The sequence below is a fragment of the Kitasatospora sp. NPDC089913 genome, from assembly GCF_044748625.1.
GTDB lineage: Bacteria > Actinomycetota > Actinomycetes > Streptomycetales > Streptomycetaceae > Kitasatospora.
Map to the genome: position 1 here is coordinate 194,099 of NZ_JBIVGI010000003.1, position 25,698 is coordinate 219,796.

Annotated in this window: 19 protein-coding genes and 2 pseudogenes; 16 read left to right on the plus strand and 5 right to left on the minus strand. The window is 74.1% G+C overall.

The genetic code is table 11. The features are described 5' to 3' along the window. Positions 1 to 36 precede the first annotated feature (36 nt). Positions 37 to 747: a TetR/AcrR family transcriptional regulator gene (locus tag ACIPYS_RS07370; protein ID WP_400744348.1), complete on the minus strand. Its 711-nt coding sequence runs from the start codon at positions 745 to 747 to the stop codon at positions 37 to 39. A 103-nt stretch (positions 748 to 850) separates the two neighbouring features. Between ACIPYS_RS07370 and ACIPYS_RS07375 the strand changes: the two genes are divergently transcribed. From ACIPYS_RS07375 to ACIPYS_RS07385, 3 genes are all read left to right on the plus strand, one after another. Beyond that, entirely contained in the window at positions 851 to 2,383 is a 1,533-nt protein-coding gene (locus ACIPYS_RS07375; RefSeq protein WP_400744351.1) for a purine-cytosine permease family protein, read from the plus strand. Between the two features lie 129 nt (positions 2,384 to 2,512). Continuing rightward, complete coding sequence (locus tag ACIPYS_RS07380) at positions 2,513 to 4,444, plus strand: amidohydrolase family protein (RefSeq protein WP_400744353.1); 1,932 nt, start codon at positions 2,513 to 2,515, stop codon at positions 4,442 to 4,444. After that, positions 4,441 to 5,571, plus strand: a complete 1,131-nt coding sequence (locus ACIPYS_RS07385) for a C45 family autoproteolytic acyltransferase/hydolase (protein WP_400744356.1) — start codon at positions 4,441 to 4,443, stop codon at positions 5,569 to 5,571. Before ACIPYS_RS07380 ends, ACIPYS_RS07385 begins: the two co-directional genes overlap by 4 nt. Positions 5,572 to 5,576: 5 nt before the next feature. Here ACIPYS_RS07385 and ACIPYS_RS07390 read toward each other — a convergent pair. Beyond that, positions 5,577 to 6,391 (minus strand): IS5 family transposase gene (locus ACIPYS_RS07390; protein ID WP_400744359.1). Its coding sequence is split into 2 segments (ribosomal slippage): positions 5,577 to 6,038 and positions 6,041 to 6,391, totalling 813 coding nucleotides; the frame shifts between segments, so codons are not numbered across the junction. 127 nt (positions 6,392 to 6,518) lie between these two features. On the opposite strand from ACIPYS_RS07390, the pseudogene ACIPYS_RS07395 reads away from it, so the two are divergent. Together ACIPYS_RS07395 and ACIPYS_RS07400 are read left to right on the plus strand one after the other, a co-directional pair. After that, positions 6,519 to 7,321, plus strand: a pseudogene (locus tag ACIPYS_RS07395) (IS5 family transposase); the annotation flags it as partial. A gap of 56 nt (positions 7,322 to 7,377) precedes the next feature. Beyond that, positions 7,378 to 7,921, plus strand: a pseudogene (locus ACIPYS_RS07400) (transposase); the annotation flags it as partial. Positions 7,922 to 8,103: 182 nt separating this feature from the next. On the opposite strand, the gene ACIPYS_RS07405 reads toward ACIPYS_RS07400, so the two are convergent. Beyond that, entirely contained in the window at positions 8,104 to 8,901 is a 798-nt protein-coding gene (locus tag ACIPYS_RS07405; RefSeq protein ID WP_093863792.1) for an MHYT domain-containing protein, read from the minus strand. Between the two features lie 571 nt (positions 8,902 to 9,472). Further along, positions 9,473 to 10,228, minus strand: a complete 756-nt coding sequence (locus ACIPYS_RS07410; RefSeq protein WP_400744362.1) for an esterase/lipase family protein — start codon at positions 10,226 to 10,228, stop codon at positions 9,473 to 9,475. A gap of 366 nt (positions 10,229 to 10,594) precedes the next feature. Between ACIPYS_RS07410 and ACIPYS_RS07415 the strand changes: the two genes are divergently transcribed. From ACIPYS_RS07415 to ACIPYS_RS07455, 9 genes are all read left to right on the plus strand, one after another. Further along, the gene (locus ACIPYS_RS07415; RefSeq protein ID WP_400744365.1) at positions 10,595 to 11,224 is read left to right on the plus strand and encodes a TetR family transcriptional regulator; all 630 of its coding nucleotides are present in this window, start codon (positions 10,595 to 10,597) and stop codon (positions 11,222 to 11,224) included. 122 nt (positions 11,225 to 11,346) lie between these two features. Continuing rightward, on the plus strand, positions 11,347 to 12,264 hold the full coding sequence (locus ACIPYS_RS07420; RefSeq protein ID WP_400744367.1) for a LysR family transcriptional regulator: 918 nt from the start codon (positions 11,347 to 11,349) through the stop codon (positions 12,262 to 12,264). 227 nt (positions 12,265 to 12,491) lie between these two features. After that, positions 12,492 to 13,589, plus strand: a complete 1,098-nt coding sequence (locus tag ACIPYS_RS07425; protein ID WP_400744370.1) for a vWA domain-containing protein — start codon at positions 12,492 to 12,494, stop codon at positions 13,587 to 13,589. A 359-nt stretch (positions 13,590 to 13,948) separates the two neighbouring features. Beyond that, entirely contained in the window at positions 13,949 to 14,719 is a 771-nt protein-coding gene (locus ACIPYS_RS07430; protein WP_093863797.1) for an AfsA-related hotdog domain-containing protein, read from the plus strand. Next, positions 14,716 to 15,384, plus strand: coding sequence for a methyltransferase family protein (locus tag ACIPYS_RS07435; RefSeq protein ID WP_400744373.1), 669 nt, complete (start codon positions 14,716 to 14,718; stop codon positions 15,382 to 15,384). The genes ACIPYS_RS07430 and ACIPYS_RS07435 overlap by 4 nt, the downstream gene beginning before the upstream one ends. Further along, positions 15,381 to 16,109 carry a nitroreductase family protein gene (locus ACIPYS_RS07440; protein WP_400744376.1) on the plus strand — a complete coding sequence of 243 codons (729 nt, stop codon included), beginning with the start codon at positions 15,381 to 15,383 and terminating at the stop codon, positions 16,107 to 16,109. Before ACIPYS_RS07435 ends, ACIPYS_RS07440 begins: the two co-directional genes overlap by 4 nt. Then, the gene (locus ACIPYS_RS07445) at positions 16,106 to 19,201 is read left to right on the plus strand and encodes a PEP/pyruvate-binding domain-containing protein (RefSeq protein ID WP_400744379.1); all 3,096 of its coding nucleotides are present in this window, start codon (positions 16,106 to 16,108) and stop codon (positions 19,199 to 19,201) included. The genes ACIPYS_RS07440 and ACIPYS_RS07445 overlap by 4 nt, the downstream gene beginning before the upstream one ends. Next, positions 19,198 to 20,466 carry a cytochrome P450 gene (locus ACIPYS_RS07450; protein ID WP_400744382.1) on the plus strand — a complete coding sequence of 423 codons (1,269 nt, stop codon included), beginning with the start codon at positions 19,198 to 19,200 and terminating at the stop codon, positions 20,464 to 20,466. Before ACIPYS_RS07445 ends, ACIPYS_RS07450 begins: the two co-directional genes overlap by 4 nt. Then, entirely contained in the window at positions 20,463 to 21,530 is a 1,068-nt protein-coding gene (locus ACIPYS_RS07455; RefSeq protein ID WP_400744385.1) for a hypothetical protein, read from the plus strand. Before ACIPYS_RS07450 ends, ACIPYS_RS07455 begins: the two co-directional genes overlap by 4 nt. 57 nt (positions 21,531 to 21,587) lie before the next feature. Here the strand turns inward: ACIPYS_RS07455 and ACIPYS_RS07460 are convergent, their stop codons facing one another. Beyond that, the gene (locus ACIPYS_RS07460; protein WP_400744388.1) at positions 21,588 to 22,274 is read right to left on the minus strand and encodes an aspartate/glutamate racemase family protein; all 687 of its coding nucleotides are present in this window, start codon (positions 22,272 to 22,274) and stop codon (positions 21,588 to 21,590) included. A 177-nt stretch (positions 22,275 to 22,451) separates the two neighbouring features. Here ACIPYS_RS07460 and ACIPYS_RS07465 point away from each other — a divergent pair, with 177 nt between their 5' ends. Both ACIPYS_RS07465 and ACIPYS_RS07470 read left to right on the plus strand, forming a co-directional pair. Next, a complete protein-coding gene (locus ACIPYS_RS07465) occupies positions 22,452 to 23,672 on the plus strand; it encodes a 4-hydroxybenzoate 3-monooxygenase (protein ID WP_400744391.1) in 1,221 nt (406 codons plus the stop codon). Between the two features lie 115 nt (positions 23,673 to 23,787). Beyond that, a complete protein-coding gene (locus ACIPYS_RS07470) occupies positions 23,788 to 25,662 on the plus strand; it encodes a methyltransferase (RefSeq protein ID WP_400744393.1) in 1,875 nt (624 codons plus the stop codon). The last annotated feature ends 36 nt before the right edge of the window (positions 25,663 to 25,698 follow it).

Sequence of the window (25,698 nt, forward strand, 5' to 3'; positions counted from 1 at the left end):
CCGCGAGCGTCTGCGGTCGTCGCCCGAGTGGGTGCGTCAGAACGCTGCGGCGCGCAACAGGCCCGGGGTGAGGCCGAGTCGGTGTTCGGCGACGGTGAGAGCGAGGTCCTGAAGGGCCGGGTGGTCGACGTCGGTGCTGGTTCTGTCGCCGGTGCCGTCCTCGTCGTCGCCGTGGTCGCCGTGGTCGCCGTGGCCGTCGTCGATGTCGTCGTTGGCGTAGGCGGCGAGGCCGTCGACGGTGACCAGGATGTGCAGGGTCGCGCCGAGCGGATCGTCGGTGCGGAACTCACCGCGGCGTACGCCCTCCTCCACCAGTCCGGTCAGGGCCGTCCGGGTGAGCGACTCCTGTTCCCGGACGGTGGCGCGCAGGCCCGGTTTGAAGCGGCTCAAGTGGCGGGCGTTGAGCCAGAGGCGGCTGAGGTCCAGGCAGTCGGCGCCGGTGAGGCGGACGAGGAAGCCGGCGAGCCGAACGGTGGGGGAGCGGTCCGCCTCGTGGGCGCCGGGCGGCAGCAGCGCGTCGCGCTCCTGGGCGGCGGCGTGGGCGAAGGCCTCGCTCACCAGATCGTCGGCGGCCGGGAAGTAGTGACCGATGAGTCCGGGGCGGACGCCGAGCTCGTCGGCGACGCGCCGCAGGGTGATGCGCTCCAGACCTTCGTCCAGGGCGATGCGGGCGGCGGTGTGCAGGATCTCCGCGCGGCGTTCGCCGGGGGGCTTGCGGGTGCGGGCGGCCTGAGGTCTTGACGTCATGGGGGACACGCTATTGGATGTGTGCCCAACATGTTGTTGGCCATCCGACCAATAAGACTGGAACGGCCGGCGGCCGGATCCCTGCCCGACCCGAGAGGCCTTGATGAGACCGACCGACTCCACCCCCGCCCCGAGACCCGCCGACGACTCCCGGCCCGCCCGTCCCGGACCGGGTGCGGGCCCCGGACCGGGCGCCGCCTCCGACGGCCCCGACGGCCCCCGTGGCCGCGACGGCGCCGACGGTGTCGCCCCCGCCCCGCGCACCGGTGGCCCCGAGGTCAGGGGGATCGACCTCGTCCCCGACGAGGAGCGCGGCGGGCGCCCCCGCGACCTGTTCGCCGTCTGGGCCGCGCCGAACGTCAGCTACCTCAGCTTCGTCGTCGGCGCCGCGCTCGTCCTGATGGGGCTCACCCTCCCGCAGGCGCTCGGGGTCGTCCTGGTCGGCAATCTGGTCTGGATCTGCACGGGCGTGGTCGCGGCCGCCGGCCCCGCCGCGGGCACCAGTGGGTCGGTCGTCTCCCGTGCCCTGTACGGGGTGCGCGGCAATCGGGCGGTGGTGGTCGTCACCGGGTGGCTGATCGCCGCCGCCTACCTGGCCCTGAACTGGTCGGCCGCCTCGGTGGCGGGCATCGGCCTCGCCGCCCGGCTCGGCCTGCCCGACTCCCCGGTCGTCGACGCGGCGGTGGTCTGTGCCGTCGCCACCGGCACACTGCTGATCGCCATCTTCGGGTACGGCCTGATCGTGCGCCTCTACGCCGGGCTCAGTGTCGCGCTGACCGTCGTCTTCACCGTGGTCTCCGGGTACGTGCTGGCTGCCGCCGACCTCTCGTACGCCCCGGCCGAACCGCTGCGGGGCGCCGCGCTGGCGGCCGCGCTCGGCGCCGGGTTCACGCTGGTCGCCTCGGCGCCGCTGTCCTACACCAACAGTCCCGACCTCGCCCGCTACCTGCCCCGGGACAGCAGTCCGGTCGCGGTTGCGGGCTGGACCGCGCTCGGGGCCTACCTGCCCAGCGTCGTCTTCACGGCGGTAGGCGCGCTCGCCGCCACCGGGCTCGACATGAGCGACCCGGAGGCGGCGCTGGAGGGCTTGCTGCCCGGCTGGTTCGTGCCGGTCTTCGTTGTCGCGGTCGTCCTCAACACCATGGCCAACAACGGTATGACGGCCTACAGCGCGGGCCTGTCCGTCCAGTCGGTCGGCGTCCGGATCGCCCGGATCCCGGCGGTGCTGGTCATCGGGGTCCTGGGCGCGGCCATGACGCTCTACGCGATCCTCGTCTTCGACTTCCTGACGAGCGTCAGTACCGTGCTCCAGCTCGTGGTGGTGGTCACCGGTCCGGTGATGGCGGTGGCGATGACCGACCTCGTCCTGCGCCGCAACCGTTACAGCGGGCCGGAGCTGCTCGCCCAGCGACGAGGCGGGCCGTTCTGGTACCGCGGTGGTGTCCACTGGGCCGGGGTCCTGGCCCTGGCCGCCGGCGCGCTCGCCGCCGTGCTGTGGGTGCGCACCACCTTCTGGACCGGACCGATCGCGGCGGCCGCGGGCGGCGTCGACCTCTCCGTACCGGCGGGGATGGCCGTCGCTGCTGCTGTCTATTGGGCGGCCACCAGCGCGTTGGCGACGATCCCGCGCCCCTGACGATCGCGGTCCCGATCCTCCCTTCGATGCTATTGGTTGCCTGACCAATAGCACCCCGTTTCACAGTGCTGCGTATTGGTCGAGTGACCAATAAGCAATACCGTCCCCGACCCGAAAGAACCCACCCCCGTGCACGCCGACACCATCCTCCTCGCCCGCACAGTCGAGCTGTTGACCGACCCGACCGACGCGGCCGACCCGACCGACCCGACCGACGCGGCCGCCCCGGTGCGCTCGACCGACCCGACCGGCCCGTTGTGCCCGGCCGACCCGGAGCACCCGACCGGCCCGAGCGACCCGACCGACTCGGCCGACTCGACCGACTCGGCCGACCGCACCGGCCCCGCCGCCCCCACCGGCTTGGTAGGCCCCGCCGCGGACACTCCCCGTACCCTCACCCCGCCGCGGTACGGAGTCGCCATCACCGCCGGCCGGATCACCGCCGTCGGCCCCGCCGAACTCCTCGCCCCGCTGTGCGGCCCCGCCACCGAGGTCCACGAGTTCCCGGGAGCCGCGATCCTGCCCGGCCTCACCGACGCCCACGCCCACCCCGTCTGGGGCGCGATCTCCACCGGCAGCGGCGTGGACCTGTCCGGCGCCGCCACCCTCGCCGACGTCCTCGCCCGCCTCGCCGACGCCGCCACCGGTCGCCCCGCCGAGGACTGGATCACCGGCTACGACCTCGACGTCAACGTGTTCGACGGCGAACCGCACGGCGCCTTCCTCGCCGAGCAACTCCCCGGGCGCCCCGTGTCCCTGCTGACCCGCGACGCCCACGCGCTGGTCGTCAGCCCTCGTGCCGTCGAACTCTCCGGCCTCACCGGCCGCGAGACCTTCACCGACGCCTCCTCCGTCGTGGTCGACCGGGCCGGGCGCCCGACCGGCTACGTGCTCGAACTCCAGGCCATGGACCTGGTCTTCGCCCACTGCCCGGAAGTCCCGCTCGACACCGCCGCCGCCCATGTCCGGGCGCAGCTCGAACGTTTCGCCCGCAGCGGGCTCACCGGACTGCACGCCCTCGACTTCGGCGAGCCCTCGGAGGAGGTGTTCCGGCACCTGGAGGAGCAGGGCGAACTGCCGTTGCGCGTGCGCTGCTCCCCGCTGGTGCCCGCGGACTCCGCACCGGAGGTGTGGCAGCGGATCGCCGGGCTCCAGGGTCTGGGCGGCAGGCGCTGGCAGGTCGACGGGGTGAAGTTCATGCTCGACGGCACGGCCGACAACGGCACCGCCTGGTTCGAACACGCCGACGTCCACGGCGAGAACCGCGAGCCGCTCTGGCGCGACACCGACGCCTACCGCGCCGCCGTCCGCTTCTTCACCGAACGCGGCATCCCCACCGCCACCCACGCCATCGGCGATCGCGCCGTACGCTTCGCCCTCGACGTCATCGAGGAGACCGGCCGGGCCGCCCGTGCGCCGCACCGGATCGAACACCTCGAATCCGTCCCGGACGACCTGCTGCCCCGTTTCGCCCGCCTCGACGTGGTGGCGGGACTGCAACCCGTCCACGCGACCCGGCAGACCCGTGCGGACGGCACCGACAACTGGTCCCGACGGATCGGGCCCGAGCGGGCCGCCCACGGCTGGCGCACCCGCGACCTGCTCGACCACGGCGCCGTCGTCGCCCTGGGGTCGGACTGGCCGATCGGGCCCGGCGATCCGCGCGTCGGACTGGCCGACTGCCAGTTGCGCCGCCCCGTCGAGGAACCGGACGCCGCACCCGTGCAGCCCGGTCAGGCGCTCACGGCGCGCGAGGCCTACCGGGCCATGACCGCCGCGGTCGCCTATGCCGCAGGGGCGGAGGGCGAACTCGGCCGGATCGCCCCGGGCTTCACCGCCGACCTCACCGTCCTCGCCGCCAACCCGCTCGACCTCGACCCCGAGGCCCAGGCGGTGAACCCGGTGCTCGCGACCGTCGTCGGCGGCGCGGTCCAGTTCCACGCGGCCACCCCGGCCGCGCCCACCGTCCGTACCGCGCTCGCCGCCCCGGTCGCGCCCACCGTCCGGACCGCGCCCACCACCCTCGCCGGCCCTGTTGCCGGTCGGAAGGACCAGCCGTGACCCCGACACCGATTCCCCGCCCCGACCACCGCCGCCACGTCCACGTCGACGCCGTCGACCCGCACCGGCGCGGCACCGCCCGCGGCGAGCAGTTGCGCGCGCACCTCCCCGCCGCGCTCGACGTGTACGACCGCCTCTTCGCCCTCGGCGGCATCACCCCCGCCCGGGTCCGTGACGACGCCGAACGCGCTCTCGACGCCGTCGGCGAGTTCCGCCCGGGTGCCCGTGCCGAGATCGAGGGCATCGCCAGCGGCGCCGGGCTCGACCCCTGGCGCCTCGCCGCCCTCAACGCCCGGACCGAGATCCTCGCCCGCAGCGTCACCGTCCCGCCGGGGGAGTGCACCACCCTGGTGCGCCGGGCCGCCCAGCCGTTCGGCAGTCCCGGTGCCCCGGCGACGGCGGTGCGCACCTTCGGCGTGCAGACCTGGGACTGGCACGTCGAACTCAGTGCCCACTGGCACACGCTGGAGTCACGGGGCGGGCGGCACACCGTCGTCGGCCTCACCGAGGACGGCATCCTCGGCAAGATCGGGATCAACAGTGCGGGCCTCGCCCTGCACTTCAACATCCTCGGGCACGCCCGCGACGGCATCGGCGGAGTGCCGGTGCACGTGCTCGCGGCGGTGGTCCTCGCGGAGGCGGGCAGCGTCGCCGAGGCCGTCGACCTGGTCCGCGGCGCGCCGCTCGCCTCCTCCGGCTCGTTCGCGCTCTTCGACGGGACGCAGGCCACCCTGCTCGACCTCAGTCCGGCCGGGGTGTTCGCGGTCGCCCCGGACGAGCGCGGCCTGCTGGTGCGCACCAACCACTTCCTGACGCCGGTACCGGCGGCCGAGGAGAAGAACTGGCTCTACCAGCCGGACTCGGGCGAGCGCCACGAGTTCGTGCGGGCCCGGCTCGCGGGCCTTCGGCAGCTCCCGGACACGCCGGAGTCGCTGGCCCGCTGTCTGGTCACCGGTCCCGGTGAACCGCCCGTCACCTGCCTGCCCGACCCGGCCGAAGCGCTCGGCCGCCGCTGGGCGAGTCTCGCCACCGTCGCCCTGGACCCGGTGACGCGCACGGCGGCAGTCCTCGACGGCACCCCCGCCGATCTCGACACCCGCCCCTGGCGCACCCTCACCGCCACTTAGAGGAGCTAACACAAGGCTCGAACGCGCCGATAGGTGATCACGCAGCAGGCCAGCTTGAGGAAGGCCTCGTGGATGTCGTCGCGGATGTCCCAGCGGATCCGCAGGCGCCGAAAGCCGTGGATCCAGGCGTTCGTTCGCTCGACGACCCACCGCACGGCTCCGAGCCCGGAGCCGTGCGGCACACCGCGGCGGGCGATGACCGGTTTGATGCCCCGCTTCCAGAGCAGACGGCGGTACTTGTCGAAGTCGTAGCCGCGATCGGCGAACAGCCGCTTCGGCCGATGGCGCGGCCGACCGGTCTTCCCGCGGATGCGAGGGATCGCGTCCAGGAGCGGCAGCAGCTGGGTGACGTCATGACGGTTGCCGCCGGTCAGCGTGATGGCCAGCGGCGTGCCCCGGCCATCCGTGATCACGTGGTGCTTCGAGCCCGGCCTCGCGCGGTCGACCGGGCTCGGTCCCGTTCTGGGCCACCGAGACGGGCCTGGTGGTGCGAGCCGTCGATCACCGCCCGCGACCGGTCCAGCTCGCCGGCACGGTGCAGCTCGGTCAGCAGCACCTGGTGAAGCCGGTCCCACACCCCGGCCTCGTGCCAGTCCCGCAGGCGGCGCCAGCAGGTCATACCCGAGCCGAAGCCGAACTCCTGCGGCAACCACTCCCACTGGATCCCCGTGTGCAGCACGAACAGGATCCCCTGCAAGCAGCCCCGGTCGTCCAACGGTGGACGACCGATCCTCCGAATCCGCTGCTGCCGCACCGGCAGCAGCGGCTCGATCCGGCCCCACAGGTCGTCCGACACCAACCACGGCGGTCTCTTCCCCACGGCCTACTCAACGAGCCGATGGACGAACGGACATGGGCGCCGCGCGGTTCTGTTAGCTGCTCTTAAAGGTCCTGACAGAAGTTGCTTTGTGGTGTGACCGTCGGTTGGTCTGCTCGTTGGGCCTTCCGTGGGGAAGAGGAACTCTCGTCCGTGGATCGTGTCGGATGAACTGTGGGGATCGGTCGAGCCGTTGCTGCTCGGGCCGGGGCCGAAGTTGAAGCCGGGGCGGCCTCGGGTGCCGGACCGGCAGGCGCTGTGGGGGATCCTGTTCGTGCTGCACACCGGCACCCAGTGGGAGTACCTGGCCCAGGAGCTCGGCTTCGGTTCGGGCATGACGTGCCGGCGGCGGCTCGCGGCCTGGAACGACGCGGGCGTGTGGGACCGGCTCCACCTGGTCTTGCTGCGGAAACCGCGGTCGGCCCAGCAGCTCGACCGGTCCCGGGCGGTGATCGACTCCAGCCACGTCCGGGCCGCCCGGCGCGGCCCAAGAGCGGACCGAGCCCGGTCGACCGCGCACGGCCGGGCAGCAAGCACCACGTCCTCGTCGACGGCCGGGGCATCCCGCTCGCGGTGTCGCTGACTGGCGGAAACCGCAACGACGTCACCCAGCTGCTGCCCCTGCCGGCCAAGGTCCCGCCGGTGGCCGGCCTGGTCGGCCGGCCACGGCGCAGACCGGACGTCGTGCTCGCCGACCGGGGCTACGACCACGACAAGTACCGACGGCTGGCGTGGAGGCAGGGCATCAAGCCGGTGATCCCCCGCCGCGGAGTACCGCACGGATCAGGCCTCGGTGTCCACCGCTGGGTCGTCGAGCGCACGATCGCCTGGTTCCACGGCTTGCGCCGCCCGCGCGTCCGACGGGAACAACGCGACGACATCCACGAGGCCTTCCTCGGCCTCGCCGCCTGCCTGATCACGCACCGACACGTCCACCGCCTTTGTCAGGACCTATTGGCGGAGCCGACAGAACGGCTTCGTGCCCATGTCTGGTTTCCCATCGGTTCGTTGAGCAGGCCGCGGGGAAGGAACCGCCGTTGCCGGTGTCGGACGACCTGGGGGACCGGATCGAGCCGCTGCTGCCGGTGCGGCAGCAGCGGCTGCGCGGGATCGGCCGCCCACCGCTGGACGGCCGGGGCTGCTTTCAGGGGGTCCTGTTCGTGTTGCCCACAGGACTCCGGTGGGAGTGGCTGCCGCAGGAACTCGGCTTCGGGTCGGGCATGACCTGCCGGCGCCGGCCGCGGGACTGGCACGAGGCCGGGGTGGGGTGGGGGACCGGCTGCGCCAGGTGCTGCCGACCGAACCGCACCGTGCCGGTGAGCCGGGGCTACGACTTCGACAAGTAGCGCCGGCGGCTGTGGAAGCGGGGCATCAAGCCGGTCATCGCCGGTCCAGGAGTGCCGCACGGCTCCGGACCCGGAGCCGTGCGGCGGCTCGTCGAGCGAACGAATCGCCTGGATCCACGGCTTCCGACGCCTGCGGATCCGCTGGGACATCCGCGACGACATCCATGAGGCTCTTCTCGAACTGGGCCGCAGACTCGGGACAGCGCGTCTGACGTCCGGTCGCGCCTCCGGCCGCGCGGCCGCCCCGGTGCGTGGCGGGCCTGCCACGGTGGGCCCGACGCGAAAGGCCCGGCACGGGAACCCCGCGCCGGGCCGTCGGCCCGTGTCCGGCCGCTCGGACCGGTCGGACCGCTCGGACCGGAGGGCCGGTCAGCCCTGCTGCTCGAACAGCGGCACCCGGACCGGCTCCGGCCGGTCGCGGTCCAGCCCCGACAGGGAGGCGTCGTGCGGAGACAGCATCAGCGCGATGCCGCCGAGCGAGAGCAGCACGAGGACCGCCACCGCGAGCGGGGTGATGAACTGCGAGGCGGACAGCCCGCCGGTCGGGACGCGGCCGTCCAGCACCACCGAGACGGCGGCCATGCCGGTGTAGTGCATCGCGACCACCGCGACCCCGGCGACGAGGGACGAGGCGAGCGAGGCGAGCAGACCGGTGATGTTCAGCGTCATCCAGAGTGCGGCGGTCGACGCGGCCACGGCGATCGCGATCGAGCCGGCGACGGTGAGGGTGTCGTAGGACACCTGCCCCTGGACGTGCATCGCCGCCATGCCGAGGTAGTGCATCGCGGCCACACCCAGGCCCATGACGGTGCCGCCGATCAGCAGCGTGCCGACGGTCCGCGGCCGGTAGCCGACGTAGAGGATGCCGAGACCGCAGACCGCGATCGCCAGCACCAGGCTGCACAGCGTCATCGGGACGTTGTAGAGGACGGTCGAGCCGGTGACGTTGAAGCCCAGCATGGCGATGAAGTGCATCGTCCAGATGCCGCAGCCGATCTCGGCGGCCCCCAGCAGCAGCCAGCCGAGCCGTCGGCGCGGCGGCAGGTCGAGGGCGCGGACGGTGCAGCGCAGTCCGAGCGCGGCGCCGGTGCAGGCCACCAGGTAGGAGAGGACCGGGTTGAGCCAGCCGTAATGGAAGCCGTCGATGACGGCGGTATGGGGGTGCATGAAGGTACCTGAGCTGATGTGTCGTTGATGGATGCGGACGGGCGAGGCCCGCACGGGGCGGAGCCCGGTGCGGGCCCGCCGCCGGAGGGAGGGCGTGGGGAAGGGCGTGTGGGGACGGAACCCCCGGGGGCGGCGGGGCACCGGGACCAGCACCGGGCCACGGCCGCACCCGGCCCGGTCGGTGTCCCGTCACATCGCTCCTCGAGGGCCCTGGTTCGGCGACCCCGGTGGTCCGTCCGGCGTCGAGGGTCACAGGCGGCGCCACGGGGTGTCGGCAGACGGGGGCGGGCATGCGGGACGGCCTCGTGAGCCCCCGCACGCGACGGGAAGCCGTCTGCCGGGCCTCACGTGCGGGTACATACTATCTGCCCGCCGAGGTCAAGGTCTGTCAGGGGGTACTTTCGGGGATCTTCGGTGAAGGCCGTCGGCCGGCATCACTCCGGCACCACTCCGGCGCCGCTCCGGTGCGGGTCAACCGGAGGCCGCCCGGAGGCCGCCAGGAGGTCGGCCGCCGGTCGGATGCAGGTCGGCTGCCGCCAGGCCCCTGCCCTGCCGCGCTCGGTGGACGGCCTCAGCCACCGGTGAGGACGGCGGCGACCCGGGCGAGCACCGCCGCGTTGCCGAGGAAGTCGTTGTGCTTGAGACCGGGGACCTCGGTGTTGGTGGCGCCGTCGAGTCGGGTGCTCGAGGCGGGGGTTATCTGTTCGTCGGCCGGTGACCAGAAGGTCCAGTAGTGGACCGGGGCGGGCGTCTCCGGGGTGCGGTTCAGGTGGCTGACGACGTAGGAACCGGGCGTCATGTCCCGGCAGCCCTGGTCCCAGGCGGCGCAGAGCCAGGCCAGGCCGGTGCCGTGGTTGGGGCCGGCCAGCGAGATCCAGTTCTTCACCGTGCGGCTGCCGTTGCCGAACTTGACGTACCAGCGGCTGGGCAGGCTGCCGAGGCTGTGGGCGACGATGTCGACCTTGGCGGCACCGGTCTGCGCGAGCACCTGGTCGACGTAGGCGGAGAGCCGGTCGGCGAGGGTCTCGTTCGTGGACAGCGAGGTGTCGTACGACCAGGTGAAGAGCCGGCTGCGGTCGTAGCCCTTCGAGAGCAGGACGTCGATCGCGGTGCCCCAGACCCCGGGGTCGGCGTTGCGCCCGTGAATGAGGACGACCGGGTTGGTCGCGGGGGCGGCGAGGGCCGGGGTGACGGCGACGGGTGCCGCGAGGAGGGCGGCGGCCGAGGCGACGACGAGGGCGGTCCGGACGGTGCTGCGGACCGCGGTCGGCGAGGTGGCCGGGGCGGTCGGGGTGGCCGGGGTGACGGTCTGGGCGGTGCGGCGCATGGTGCGTCCTCCGGGATCGGTCGACGGTGGCGGCGCGCGACGCCGTGTCCGGAGGTGGTGCGGACACGGCGCTTCCCACGTCCGACATCATCCGCGACGGGTTCCTCGGTCGGCAGGGCGCGTCGGTCGGGTGCGGCCGTCGGGGCGGTATCGGACAGGACGGTGCTGGACAGGACGGTGCTGGACAGGACGGTGCTGGACAGGACGGTGCTGGACAGGACGGGTCGGCAGGTCGGCGCGCCAGGGCATTTCCCCCCGGGAGGGCGGGAGCAGGGTCCGCGACCGGCTACGCTCTTCGCCGAGGGATATGGACCGAGGGTCCGTTTCCTCGGAGCGGACCCGGAGGAACGAGAAGGGCGGAACGGCATGTCCGAGCACAGGTCCCGCAAGGACGCCGTCCGCAACAGGGCGGCCGTTCTCGCGGCCGCCGACGCCCTGTTCGCCCGGCGGGAGAACGCCGAGGACGTCACCATGGCCGAGGTCGCGGCCGCGGCCGGTGTCGGCAAGGGCACGATCTTCCGGGCCTTCGGGGACCGGGCCGGACTGCTCCGCGCGCTGTACGAGGCCCGGCTCGAACCGCTCGGAGCCGCGGTCGGGACGGGCCCGCCGCCGCTCGGGCCGGACGCCCCGCCGGCCGAGCGGGTCCCCGCCCTGCTCGACGCCCTGCTCCGCTTCAAGCTCGACAACCGCGCGCTCGCCCTGGCGCTGGAGGACGGCGACACCAGCCCCTACCGGACGGAGCACTACGCGCGCTGGCACGATCTGCTCCGCACGCTGCTGGAGCGGATCCCGCTCGCGGCCGACAGCGGCTTCACCGCCCACGTGCTGCTCGCCGCGGTCCGCGCCGACCTGGTCGAGTACCTGGCCGGACCGGGCGGCACGGACCGGGAGGAGCTGCGGGCGCGGCTGGCGGAGCTGGTCGGTACGGTTCTGACGCCCGCTCCGCCGGACCGGGGACCGGGATCGGGGTCGGGGCCGGGGCCCGCCGGAGGCTGAGCGAGCGGCTGCCCGCCCGTCCGCCCGTCCGTACGCGGAAGCGCCGCCGCCGGGGTACTGTCCTCTCCGCGCCGCCCGCCGAGGAGGGCGGCGGCACCGGCGCGCACTCGGGGGGAACGACCATGCTCGACGTCAGGCGGCTCACCATGCTCCAGGCCGTGGCCGAGCACGGCAGCTTCAACCGCGCCGCCACCGCGCTGCTGCTGACACCCTCCGCCGTCTCCCAGCAGATCGCGGCCCTCGAACGCGGTCTCGGCACCACCGTGGTGGAGCGGTCGACGCGCGGGGTGCGGCTGACCGAGGCGGGTCGGCTGCTGGTCGACGCCGCCGTCGCGGTGGGCGCCGAACTGCGGCACGCCGAGGAACGGATCGCGAGCCTGGGCGCGGACCGGCCCCGGCTGACGCTCGCCACCTTCACCAGCGGCGGCCGCCACCTGCTGCCCCCGGTGCTGGCCCGGTTCGCGGCGGCGCACCCGGAGGTGGAACTGCGGATCGTCGAGCGCGAGCCGGAGGACAGCCTCCCGATGGTCCGCGACGGCAGCGCCGACCTCGCCCTCGCCTACCACTTCGACGGGCCGCTGCCCGTCGTCCCGGGCGACCGCTCCGGCCTGGAGTGGACGCCGCTGATGACGGACCCGCTGTCGGTCGTCCTGCCCGAGCACCATCCGCTGGCCGGCCGGGCCGCCCTCGACCTCTCCGAACTCGCCGACGACCCCTGGGTGCTGGGCTGCTCGAAGACCGAGGCCTTCCTGCGCCGCCACGCCCTGATGGCCGGTTTCGAACTGCGGGTGGCGGGCTCCACCACCGACTACTTCTTCGCCCGCTCCCTGGTCGCCGCCGGCGTCGGCGTCTCCCTCGTCCCGCAGGTCGCCCTCGACCCGCCGCAGCCCGGCACCCGGGTCGTCCCCGTCACCCCGCCGCGCCCCGCCCGGCACTTCGGCCTCGCGCTGCCCCGTCGGCGCCGCGCCCGCCCGTACGCCGACGTGCTGGCCGCCCTGCTGCACGACCGCGCCACGGGTGCCGCCCCCGGTCCGGCCTGACGCTCTGCTCCGGCCCGGACCGATGCCCCCGACCGATGCCCCGGACCGATGCTCTGGCCCGGCCCGAATCCCCCGCCCGAATCCCCCGCCCGAATCCCCCGCCCCCTTCCCCGGCCGCGGCAGCCTCCCGGTCCGGCGGAATTGTCAGTGCCTCCCCATAGGGTTGGAACAACGCCGAGGGGAGCGCCGGAAGGCGCCGGAAATGGCGTTGGGAAAAGGGGAGAAGAATGTCCACGAACAGGATCGACCACAAGGTCAACCACGTTTCGCTGGTGGTCGACAAGTCCGGCTCGATGCGCCAGCACGAGCAGCAGCTGGTCCGGGTCGTGGACGAGTTCGTCAAGGGTCTCCAGGAGGAGTCCGACCGGCTCGGGCACGAGACCAGGATCAGCCTCTACGCCTTCGACCACGAAGTGCGGAACCTCGTCTGGGACATGGACGTCAAGCACCTGCCCTCGCTGAAGGGCCTCTACCGGGTCGACAACGGCGCGACGGCGCTGATCGAGGCGGCCGTGAAGTCCGTCGACGATCTGAAGAACATCTGGGAGGGCTACGGGGAGCACTCCTTCCTCCAGGTCGTCGTGACCGACGGGGAGGAGAACGCCTCCGGCTGTTCCGAGAGCGGAAAGATGCACATCCGCATTCCGGGCGCCAAGGGGAAGGCCGTGCTGCAGGGGTGGATGGAGCGGATCCACACGGCCATGGCCGGGCTGCCCGACCAGTGGACCTCGGCGATTCTGGTCCCGAATTCGCTGGCCAAGCGCACCGCCCAGGAGTACGGATTCCCCGCGGGCAATATCGCGATCTGGGACGCCGACTCCAGCAAGGGCGTCGAGGAGGCCATCGGCACCGTCAAGTCCGCCGCCACGAGCTTCCTGCGCGGCCGCGAGAAGGGTGTGCGGGGCACCAAGAACCTCTTCACCATGGGCCAGGACCTCAGCGCCGCCGAGGTCACCGCCGAGCTCGACGCCCTGGACCCGGGTGCGTACGCGCTCGTCCCGGTCGACAAGCAGCTGCCCATCCGCGAGTTCGTCACCGGCGCCGGGCACGCCTACCGGACGGGCTGCGCCTTCTACGAGCTGTCCAAGCGGGAGCGGATCCAGGGCGGCAAGCAGCTCGCCGTCGCGGAGAAGGACCCGGCCACCGGCCGGATGACCGGCAGGGTGTTCTCGGGCCCGGCGGCCCGCCGACTGCTCGGCCTGCCGTCCTCGGAGGCCACGGTCAAGCCCGGCGACAATCCGGCCTACACGGTGTTCGTCCAGTCCACCTCCGTCAACCGGAAGTTGGTACCGGGTACGGAGCTTCTCGTCATGCTGCAGCCGTAGTCGGGCGCGGCCCGGAGCGGCGGCCCCGCCGTCCCGGGCCTCCCCGGGCCGGGGTGCCCCCCTTGCCCTCCCGGCTCTGTCCGGGGGATGCAGCGGGGTGGTGTCGGCGACGGGGTTTTCGGCCATCGTTGCGGGTGTTTTTGGTCGCCGGTGGGGCCCGGTCGGGGTGTGGACCGGTCCGGGTTGCTCGGACAGGTGATCGATGGTTACCTCGGCCCGTGACCTCGTTGGTACCAGGTGTCTCATATGGAACTGACGTTCCATCGGTTCATGACAGTTCGTCAGAAGACTTCCGGGGGGAGGGATTCGACCAAACAGATGGGGTTCCGTCCGCAAATGTCGGCGGATCGGGGCCGGGAGTGGTCGTCCCGGTGGTGGTGGACGAGAAGGACGTGTGTTTCTTCGATCACCCGCTGGACCATGTGCCCGGAATGGTGCTGGTGGCGGGAGTGCTGGACTTCGTCGGGGCCCGGGCACCGGAACAGCTCGATGCGGACGGTGGCCGGCTGCGGCTCACGATGAGCTTCGACCGGATGTGTGAGCTGGGTTCACCGGTGTGGCTGAGCGGCGGCCCGATCGCGGCCGACGACGGGCCGGCGTGGGAGCTGGCGGCGTTGCAGGACGGCGAGGCCGTCAGCCGGGCCACGATCCGCCTGGGCGGGACACCCTCCCCGCTCCGAACGGGGCGGGAGGCCGCGGTACCCGCCGATCCGGGGCTGGTGCACCGGCACCGGCCGGAGAACGTCCTGCTGGGCGGTGCGGTGCGGGTCGAACGGGCCGCGGTGCTGGTTCCGCCGACGGGCCACCGGCTGGCGGGCGGCGGGGTGCACACCCCGGGGGCGCTGGTCGAGTCGGCCCGGCAGATGGCGACGATGCTCGGCCACACGGCCCACGGGCGGGACGTCGACGCGCAGATGCTCTGGCTGTCGCTGGAGGCGGACCTGCCGACCGGCCTGCCGATCGAGGTGCCGTTGGAGTTGCGGTGGGAGTTCGCACCGGCGCGCGGGGCGCGCGCGGTGTACGGGTTCGCGGTCGTGGACGCGGAGAGCGGCGAGGGGTACGGCCGGATGCAGATCGGCGTCCACACCCTCAGTCGCGCGGGTTACTTGAAGCGGAGGTCGGCGAAGTGAGCGGGGCGGAACAGACGGCGGGCACGGGCTCGTCGTGGGCGGTGCGGGCACCGCAGTTGTTGTTCGTGGTCGCGGTGAGCGCGGTGGCCACCGGGCTGGTGGTCCACCTGCGGCACGCGGGCGAGGGGGTGGACCTGGTGGCGGCCGTGCTGGCCGCCTTCTACCTGGCGTGGCTGGCGGTCGAGATCCCGGTGACCTTCCGGACCTCCGGCTCGGCGCCGCGCGAGTCGGCGTCGCTGCTGTTCTACGCGACGGCCCGGATCGCGACCGTGTCCGCGGCCGTGCTGGGGCCGCTGCCCTGGGACGCGTGGTCGCCGCTGCTGCTGCTCCCGGCGGCGGTGTTCGTCGGCGGGGTCGTGCTGCGGCAGGTGGCGATCCGCACGCTGGGGCGGTTCTACTCGCACCACGTGACCCGGCAGACGGACCACCAGGTCGTCACCTGGGGCGTCTACCGGTTCATCCGCCACCCCGCCTACGCGGGAATGCTGTCGGCGCACGTCGGCTTCGTGGTGTTCTTCCTGAACCCGCTGAGCGTGGCGCTGCTGGTGGTGCTCGCCGCGGCGATCACCTTCCGGATCCGCACCGAGGAGCGGATGCTGCTGAACATCCCCGGCTACCGCGACTACGCGGCCGGGCACTCCCGCCTCGTGCCGGGTCTCTGGTGAGCGCCTCCGCCCGCCCGCCGCGGGTCGCGGTGCCGGCGACACCGGACGAACTGCTCACGACCACGCGTTCGGTGCGGCTGCGGCTGGACCTCTCCCGCCCGGTGGACCTCGACCTGGTCCGCGAGTGCGTGGAGATCGCGCTCCAGGCGCCCAACGGCGGCAACACCCAGCGCTGGCACTGGCTGGTGGTGGCCGAGGACGGGCTGCGCAAGCGGATCGCCGAGGTCTACCGGAGGTCGTTCGAGGCCCGCTACCCGCCGGCCGCCGCCGCCACCGCCGGGGCGACCGCCGCCACCGCCGCCGCGACCGGGGACACCGCGGCGGCCGACGGGGTGTCGGACCGGATGCTGGCCGGTGGCCGGCACCTGGCGGAGCACCTGCACGAGGTGCCGGTGCTGGTGGTCCCGTGCCTGGAGCTCGGCAGCCGCCGGCTCACGGCGGCCAACCAGGCGGGGGTGTGGGGCTCGCTCCTCCCCGCCGCCTGGAGCTACATGCTCGCCGCCCGCGCCCGCGGCCTGGGAACGGCGTGGACGACGGTGCACCTGGACGCCGAGCAGGAGGTCGCCGACCTCCTCGGGCTGCCGGGCGACGTGCGCCAGGGGGCCCTGATCCCCACCGCGCACGTGCTGGGGGACGGATTCGGACCGGCGCCGCGCCGGCCGGTGGACAGCGTGCTGCACCTGGACGGCTGGGGCGGCACGGGATGGGGCGGTGGGAGCGCATGACCGAACTCGTGGTGACCACGACGACGGACGGCGGCGAGGTGCTGGCCGACGCCGCGCGGGTCGGCAACAAGTTCGCCCGGCAGGAGGTGCTGCGGCGGGCCGGGTTCCGGGTGCCGGAGTTCTTCTGCCTGCCCGCCGCCGCCTTCGACGAGGCCCTGGACGCGCTGCGCCCGACCCTGCCGGCCGGGCCGGCGGACGGCGCGGGCCCGGCGGAGGTGGAGGCATGGTGCGCGGCTGCCCGGGAGGCCCTGGGCGGCGCGCGGCTGCCGGTGGCGCTGGCCGAGCGGATCCGCAAGGAGTTCGCGGCCGTCGCCGGGCCGGACGGCCTGGTCGCGGTCCGGGCGTGCGTGGTCCCGGCCGCCGCCGCGTCCGGCGCTGCCGTGTCCGGTGCCGACGACGCCTCCGCTGCCGCCGCACCGGAGACCGGCGCGGCCGAGGGGGCCGAGCCGGCCGAGCAGGCCGAGGCGATCGGCGAGGACAGCGCGGTCGACCCGTTCGCCGGCATGAGCGACAGCTTCCTCTACGTCGACGAGGACGGCCTCGAGGACGCCGTCCTGCGCTGCTGGGCCTCCGCGTTCAACCCGCAGGCCGTGCGCTACCGGGCCCTGCGCGGCCTGGACCCGTTGCGGGCCAGGGTGGCGGTCGGCGTCCAGCGGATGGTGCTCGGCACCCGCTCGTTCGTCGCGTTCACCCGCGACCCGCGCGACGGCGCGGTCCGCCGCGTCGTCGCGGCCGCCTACGGCATCGGCGAGGGCGTCGTCCAGGAGAAGGCGGACATCGACCACTTCTTCCACGATCCGGCCACCGACGAGGTGACCGCGCTGACCGTGCGCAAGCAGTGGTCGATGGGCCTGCCCGCGGATGCCGCCGCCGGTTCTCCGGTGCTGCTGCCGGTGGCCGCCGAACTCGCCGACGTCCCGGTGCTGGACGACGGCCAGGTGCGCGCGGTGGCGGAGCTGGCCGCTCGGGTGGAGGAACTCTTCGGCGTCCCCCAGGACATCGAGGGCGCCCTCACCGAGGACGGTGTCGTCCACCTCCTCCAGGCCCGCCCGCTGGTCACCGCGCCGCCCACGGCAACGGCGACAGCAACGGCAACGATCACAACCACGGCCACGGCCACGGCCACGGCCACGGCCACGGCCACGGCCACCGCCCCGGCCGGAACCGGCCCGGCGACCGGAACCGCCGCGCCGGAGCAGCCCGGGGGTGCCCGAACCCACTGGGGCAACCACAACATCACCGAGAGCTTCCCCGGCGTCTCCGGCGCGCTGACCTACTCCCAGTCCCGCGAGTTCTACCGCCGCTCCTTCGCCGACCTCTACCGGCGGATGGGCGTGCCCGAGTCCTGGGTGCGGGACAACGCCCACCGCCTCGCCCGGATGGTCGGCTACCTGGAGGGCCAGGTCTACTACCGGCTGGACGACTGGCACGCCCTGCACGGGCAGATGCCGATGTTCGAACTCGTGCGCCGGGGCTGGGAACAGGCGATGGGCATCACCGGTCCGGCCCGCGGCGAGCGCCGCTGGGCCGCCCCGGCCGTCGCCCTGGCACTGCCCCGGCTGGCCTGGCGCAGCGCCCTCCACCCGTGGCAGGTCAAGAGCTTCCTGCGCTGGTGGGACCGGCAGATGGCCGAGGCCGAGACCGTCGGCGACTCGCCGGAGGAGCTGATCGCCTTCTACCGGCGGCTCTGGGAGCGCGCCGGCGAGCGCTGGGGCGTCACCCTGGTGAACGCGTTCATCGCACTCGTCGTGCTCGGCGCGGGCAGCGTCCTGCTGCGCCGCTGGACCGGTGAGGGCCCGCAGGTCCTGGTCGGGCTGATGGGCGGCGGGCGGGAGAACCGTTCGCTGGAGGCGGTGCGCGCGGCGATGGGCCTGGCCGAACTCGTCGGCGCCGTCCCCGAACTGCGGGCCGCCGTGCTCGACGACGCGAGCGATCCCGAGCAGCTGTGGCAGCAGATCGTCGAGGGCCGGCACGGTGCGGCCGTCGGTGATGCCGCACGCGGCTACGTCGCCCGCTACGGCGACCGGGCGCTGCACGACCTGAAGCTGGAGGAGCCCACGCCGCGCCAGCGCCCGTGGACGGTGCTCGCGCTGATCCGCCCGCTGGTGCGCCAGGGCGCGACGGTGGCGGCGAGCCGGGCCGACGAGCAGGCGGCCGCCCGGAGGGCCCGCGAGCGACTGCGCGAGGTGCTGCCGAACCCGGCCCGGCGGGCCGTCCTGCTCGGCGTCACCTCCCTCGCCCGCGACCTCGCCCGGATCCGCGAGGACACCCGGTTCTGCCGCACCCAGCTGTTCGGGCTGTCGCGTGACGTGATGTGGCGGCTCGGCGCGGAACTCGCCCGCACCGGCGTCCTGGACGACGCGCTCGACGTCGCCGACCTGACCGTGGAGGAGGTCATCGGCGCCTTCGACGGCACCGGCACCGTGACCGACCTGCGCGCCCTGGTGGTGCTGCGCCGCACGCAGCGCGAGCGCTGGGAGAAGACCCCGCAGCGTCCCGCCCTGCTGAGCACCCCCGCCGGACTTCCGCTCGCCCGGGCGCTGCCGGGGGCGAGCGCGGTGGGCGAGGCCGCCGCCGCGGACGACGGCGTGCTGCGGGGCATCGGCTCCAGCGGCGGTGTGGTGCGCGGCCGCGCCAAGGTGGTGCTGGACCCGTCCACCGACCCGGACCTCGCCGCCGGGCGGATCCTGGTCGCCCGGGAGACCGATCCGGGCTGGCTGTTCCTGATGATGTCCGCGACCGGCATGGTCGTCGAACGCGGCACCCTGCTGTCCCACACGGCCATCACCGGGCGCCTGCTCGGCGTCCCCACCGTGGTCGCCGTCCCGGGGGCCACCACGGCGATACCCGACGGCGCCTGGATCGAGATCGACGGCGCGGCCGGGACGGTGCGGCTGCTGCCGCCGTCCGAACAGCCGGAGGAACCGGGGGAGCCCGGGGAACCGGCCGGGGCGGTGCCGGTGGACGGGGCCACCACGGTCGAGGGGACCGCCACCGCCGACGGGGCCGTTGCGACCGACAGGACGGCGACCGCCGACGGCCCCGTTCCGACCGACCGGCCCACCGGCACCGAGAAGGGCGACAGGACATGACCGACGAACCGGCCCGTTTCCCCTTCCCGCCCGCCGGGGACGTGCGCCCGCCGGACGCGTACCACGACGTCCTGCACGCCCGTGCCCCGCACCCGGTGCAGCTGTCCAGCGGGCAGCCCGCCCTGCTGGTCACCCGGCACGAGGACGTCACGGCCGTGCTCGGCGACGACCGCTTCAGCCGGGCCGGCTACACCGAGCTGGCCCGCCCGCTGTTCGCCCGCAAGACCGAGTCCGTCCTGCTGGCCACCGCCGACGCGCCCGACCACACCCGGCGTCGGCGGGCGATCCTCCCGGCGTTCACCGCCCGGCAGGTCCGCCTGCTGCGGCCGCGCCTGGAGGCCCTCGCCGAGGAACTGCTCGACGACCTGACCGCGGGTGCCGGCGCCGGTGAGAGCGACCTGGTGGGCGGCTTCACCGTGCCCTTCCCGATGCGGGTCATCTGCGAGGTGCTCGGCGTCCCGCTGGAGGACGGCGCGATGCTGCGCGCGGAGGTGGACATCCTCATGTCCACCTCCGGCCACACCCGCGAGGAGGTCTCCGCCGCCCAGGCACGGATGGACGAGTACTTCACCGCGCTGGTCGACGGCAAGCGGCGCGCCGCCGAGGCGGGCACCCCGGCGGACGACCTGCTCACCAGGCTGGCGCTGCGCCCGGACGACGATCCCGACCAGCGGCTGTCCGCCCGGGAGGTGGTGTCCCTCGGCTCGGGCATGCTGATGGCCGGCTACGAGACGACCGGCAACTCCTTCGGCATGTGCGTGCTGCTCCTGCTGCGCCACCCCGACCTGGTGAAGCGCCTGCGCGCGGAGCCCGAGCGGATCCCGGCGGCGGTCGAGGAGATGCTGCGCTTCAGCTCCCTCAACAACACCGGCGGGGCACCGCACCTGGTGACCGAGGACACCGTGCTGGGTGGCTGCCCGGTGGCGGCCGGGCGGATCGTGGTGCCGCTCACCGACACGGCCAACCGTGACCCGGCCGTCTTCGCCGACCCGGACGCCTTCGACCCGGACCGTGCGGACGCGGGCTCCCACCTCGCCTTCGGTTACGGCCGCCATCTGTGCCTGGGCGCCGAACTCGCCCGGGCCGAGCTGCAGATCGGCGTCAGCGCGCTGCTGAACCGCTTCGAGGTGCTGGAACTCGCCGTTCCCGAGAACGAGTTGGACTGGCGGCGGACGATGTTCATCAACGGCGTCTGGCAGTTGCCGGTCCGCTGGACGGCGGCCGGCGGCGCGGCGGTCCCCGCCGCGGAGGGGCGGCCGGCGTGAGCACTCCGGCCGCCCGGTCCGCCGCCACCGGCCCGGAGGCAGGGCGCGGCCCCGAGGCGGGCACCGGTCCGGGAGCGGGCACCGCTGCAAGGGCGGGCACCGCTGCGGGGGCACCCGCCCCGACCGGCGCCCCCGCCGACCCGGGGCCGCTCGCTGTCCGCCTCGGTGCCTTCCTGCGCGGCAGCTTCCCGCTGCCCCTGTCGGTGGTGTTCGCCGGGGTGTGGGCGGTGGGCGCCACCGGACTGTTCGCCGCCGCCGACGCACGGGTCGGGCACTGGCGGCCGGGCTGGGGCACGGTGGGCGCCGCGCTGACCGTGCTGGTCGACCTGCTCCTGATGCGGGCCGCGGACGACCTGCGCGACCTGCCGTACGACCGGCGCCACAACCCGTCCCGCCCGCTGGCGCGCGGCGCCGTACTGCCGCGCGACCTGTACCTCCTCTTCGGTGCCGGGGCCGCCTTCCTGCTCCTCCTCAACGCCGCCAACCGGGCCGCCCTGCTGCTGATCGCCGCCCAACTCGTCTACACCGCACTGCTGGTGGGGGCCGAGCTGCGGCTGGGGTGGCCGCGGGGCGACGCCGTCGTCAGCGGCGTCCTGCTGAGCTCCCCGGTCCAGGTGCTGCTCAACCTCTACCTGTACGCGGTCTTCCTGCACGACACGGGGCTGGACGGGGACACGGTCGCACGGGCCGGGAGGCACGTGCTGCCGCTGCTGGCGGTGATCATGCTGGCCGCAACCCACCACGAACTGGTCCGCAAGGTCGTCCGCGTGCCGGGCGCGCACGAGCGCACCTATGTCCGGGTCTTCGGCCTGCGCGGGACCGTCGCGTTCGCGCTCGGTTCCGCCGTGGCGTCCGCGGCGGTGTCGCTGGCGGTGCTGCGGCCGTGGGCCGGCGGACCGGCCGGGTGGGGGTGGCTGGCGCTGCTGCCGGTCGCCCTCGCGGCCCTCGCCGCCCGTCGCTTCGGTCGGACCGGGGCGGCCCGCTGGCCCGTCGGGGCCGTGGTCGGCTACCTGCCGGCCGTGTTCGTCTGCCATCTGCTGATCGGCCTGGGGGGCACTTCGTAGGGACCGGGACCCCCCGGGATGGGTCACCTCCCCGGGGGGCCGTCCGCGGCACCGGAGTCACAGCGCGGCGGTGACGGCGGCCTCGGCGTGGATGCGGGTGGTGGGGAAGACCGGGACGGCGCTGTCGCCGGGCCCGACCAGGAGCTCGATCTCGGTGCAGCCGAGGATCACGCCCTCCGCGCCCGCCGCGACCAGCTCGGAGATCACCCGGCGGTACTCGGCCCGGGACTCCTCGCGCACCACGCCGAGGCAGAGCTCCTCGTAGATCACCCGGTGCACCAGGGCCCGGCCCGCCGGATCGGGCACCATGACGTCCAGTCCGTGGGAGGCCAGCCGGTCCCGGTAGAAGTCCTGCTCCATGGTGAAGGCGGTGCCCAGCAGCCCGACCCGCGTCACCCCGGCGGTCAGGACCGCCGCTGCCGTCGCGTCGGCGAGGTGCACCAGCGGGACGGACACCGCGCCGGCCACCTGGTCGGCGACCTTGTGCATGGTGTTGGTGCAGATCAGCAGCAGTTCCGCGCCCGCCGCCTCGACCGCGCGGGCGGCATCGGCGAGCAGCCGGCCCGCGGCCTCCCACTCCCCGGCGGTCTGGAGCCGCTCGACCTCGGCGAAGTCCACCGAGTAGAGCACGCACTTGGCGGAGTGCAGGCCGCCGAGCCGGTCCCGGGTGAGTTCGTTGAGGAGGCGGTAGTAGGTCGCGGTGGATTCCCAGCTCATACCGCCCAGCAGGCCGATGGTCTTCATCGCGCCACTCTGCCACGGCCGCCGGGGGAGCGGCGAACCGGACCGTGGGTGGACGATCGACATCCACGACCGGAAAGGAATCATTGTCACCCTATTCACCCGCGAGGGTGATTTACGTCGTTTCATGTATCCAGCGGTGATTATGATCCACTTCCTGTGACTGAGCGTCAGAATTCCTTGACCACGGACAACACCGCCGGAAGCCCGACCGACAGCCCGCCCCACAGTCAGGTGGTCGTTCTCGGCGCGGGACCGGCCGGTCTGGTCCTCGCCAACCTGCTGCACCGGGACGGCATCGACTGCGTCGTCCTGGAACGCGCCGACCGGGCCCGCCTGCACAGCCGGGCCAGGGCCGGCTTCCTCGCCGAGAACACCGTCCGGATCCTGGACCGCCACGGCCTCGGCGATGGCCTGCGCCGCCGCGGCCGACCCCACGCCACCTGCGAGTTCCGCACCGAGGACGGCAGCTTCCGCCTCGACTACGCCCGGCTCGCCCGCGGCGAGCGCCACACCGTCTACCCGCAGCAGTACCTCGTCGCGGACCTGCTCGCCGCCTTCGAGGAGGCCGGTGGGAAGGTCCGGTTCGGCACCGAGGCCCAACGCGTCCTGGACCTCGACGGCGAACACCCGACCGTCGAGGCACGCGGGCCCGACGGGGAGCCCCTCCGGTGGCGCGCCCGGTACGTCGCCGGCTGCGACGGCCGGCACGGCGCCGCCCGCCGCTCACTGCCGCCCGGCGCGGTCGTCCACCGCCACGACCACGGCCTGTCCTGGCTGGGCCTGCTGGTCGAGGCACCGCCCAGCCTGGACGCGGTCGGTTACGCGGTGCACGAGCGTGGCTTCGCCGGCCACATGGCCCGCACCTCCGACATCACCCGCTACTACCTCGAGTGCGAGCGCGGCACCGCGCCCGAGGACTGGGACGAGGACCGGGTCTGGCACGAGCTGGACCTGCGGATGCGTGCCGCACGGCACGGCCCGCTGCACCGGGGGAGCGTCGTCGCGCGCACCGTCGTCGACCTGGAGAGCGACGTCGTCGAACCGCTGCGCCACGGTTCCCTGCTGCTCGCGGGCGACGCCGCGAGCATGCCCACCCCGTCGGCGGCCAAGGGGGCGAACCTCGCGGTGCTGGAGGCGGAACTCCTGGCCGCCGCCCTCGTCGACGACCTCGCGCACGGCGACGGCCGGGCCCTGGCCGACTACTCCCGGCGCTGCCTGGAGCACATCTGGCGCGCGATGGAGTTCTCGCACTGGATGGTCCGGCTGCTGCACGCGACGCCCACCCCGTCCGGCGTCCCGTCGGGCTTCGACGCGGGACTCCGCCGCGCCCGGCTGGAGGCGCTGCGCACCTCGCGCGCCCAGCAGGACTGGTTCGCCGAGAACTACGTCGGCCTCTGAGCGGCTGAGCGAACCGCCTCACCGCACGTTCCCGATCCCCGACAGCTCACCGATCCCCCGTCGGCCCACCGAGCAGCACCGGCCGCCGGCGCACCGCACCGAGGACACCCCTGCCATGACCACTCCCGCCACGACCACCCCTGCCACGACCGCCGGAGCCGTGACCGCTCCCGCGATGACCGCCGGCGCCGTGACCGCTGCCGCCGTTGTCGCGCCCGCCACCGGTCCGGACGGCCGGGCCGACGACGCCGCCTGTCTGCGTGCGGCCGCCGACTTCGTCCGGCGCCACGACACCGCCACGCTCCTCCCGCTCCTCCTCCCCGGCCTCGACGGGCCACAACTGCACTCCCTCACGCGCCACTTGTCCTTCGCCCATGCGGCCGTGCTGGTGTTCCCGCCCGACCCGGCGACCCTGCGCGCCGAGCTCGCGGCCTGCGGCCTGACCGCCGATGCCCCGCCGCTCCCCAGCTCCGTCGTCCGCGACCGGCTCGCCGCCCGGCACGGCCGCGACGCCGCCGGACTCGACGTGTCGATCCTGCGCCCCGGGGTGCGGGCGGCGGACGGCACCCGACGCGCGGTCGAGGTGTTCGCGCTGACCGTTCCGGCGGGTTCGGACCTGGGGGCCGTCGCCGAGCACGAGCGGGCCCACCAGCACGAGGCACATCTCGCCTTCGAGGTCCTGCGCCCGGAACCGCTGCTCCTGCGCGGACTGTGCGCCCTGCTCGCCGACCGGGGCGCCGTCCCCGACGGCGGCGGCCACAACCCGCACGAGAACGGCACCGTGTTCTACTTCACCGCGCCCGCCGCCTCGCTGGCGGGGTACCGGCGGGTGGAGTTGTACGCACCGGGCGACCACCGCGACGTCCTGGCCGGCCACCTGGCGGACAGCACCTCCGACACCATGTCCGACACCATGTCCGGCAGCACGGCCGACCGCACCGGCACCCGCCCGTCCGCCGGTGCGCCGGCCGACCAGCCTGCCGAAACGCTCCTGCGCCTGCTCACCGGAGCCTGGACCACCCAGGCACTGGCAGCCGCCGCCCGGTTGCGCCTGCCCGACGCCGTCCCGCCGGGGGAGCCGATCGACCGGGCCGCCCTGGCCCGCCGCACCGCTACCGATCCCCGGGCCCTGGCCACCCTGCTGCGCTACCTCGCGATGCTCGGCGTGGTGACCGCCGAGGGGGAGCGCGTCCGCCTCACCGAGGTCGGTGCCCTGCTCCGCGAGGACGCCCCGGCGTCGATGCGGCCGCTCGCCCTGATGTACGGCGGACCGTTCTACCACTCCTTCGGCGCTCTCGACCACACCGTGCGCACCGGCGAGACCGCCTTCGACCACCTGTTCGGCGAGAACCACTTCGACCACTTCGCCCGCGACCCCGAACTCGCCGACCTGTTCGACCGCTCGATGGCCGCCAGCACCCGCATGTTCGACCCCGTCCCCGCCCACCCCGCGCTCGCCGCCGCGGCCGCGCGGCCCGGCGGCGGCACCGTCGTGGACGTCGCGGGCGGCAACGGCGAACTCCTCGCCCGGGTCCTCACCGCCCACCCGGGTCTGCGCGGCGTGCTCCTGGAGCGCCCGCACGCCGTCGAGGCCGCCCGCCGCACCATGGCGGAGGCCGGCTGCGCCGACCGCTGCACCTACCGGTCCGGCGACTTCGCCGACGTCCCGGCCGAGGGCGACGTCTACCTGCTGTCCCGGGTGCTGCACGACTGGGACGACGACCGCTGCCGCGCCATCCTGCGCCACTGCGAGCGTGCGATGCCCGCGCACGCGGACCTGCTGATCGTCGAACGCCTGCTGCCCGCCGACGGATCCGCCTCCCTGGCGACCGCCTGGGACGTCCACATGATGTGCAACGTCGGCGGCCGCGAGCGCCGCGCCGACCACTACGCCGACCTCCTCGCCGCCGCCGGCCTGGACCTCCTCGCCGACACCCCCCTCCCGCTCGACGCCGCCCTCCTCCACGCCCGCCGCCCCACCCGCCCGTAGGGGCCCGTCGGCCGGCCGGACCCGGGCGCGAAGCGG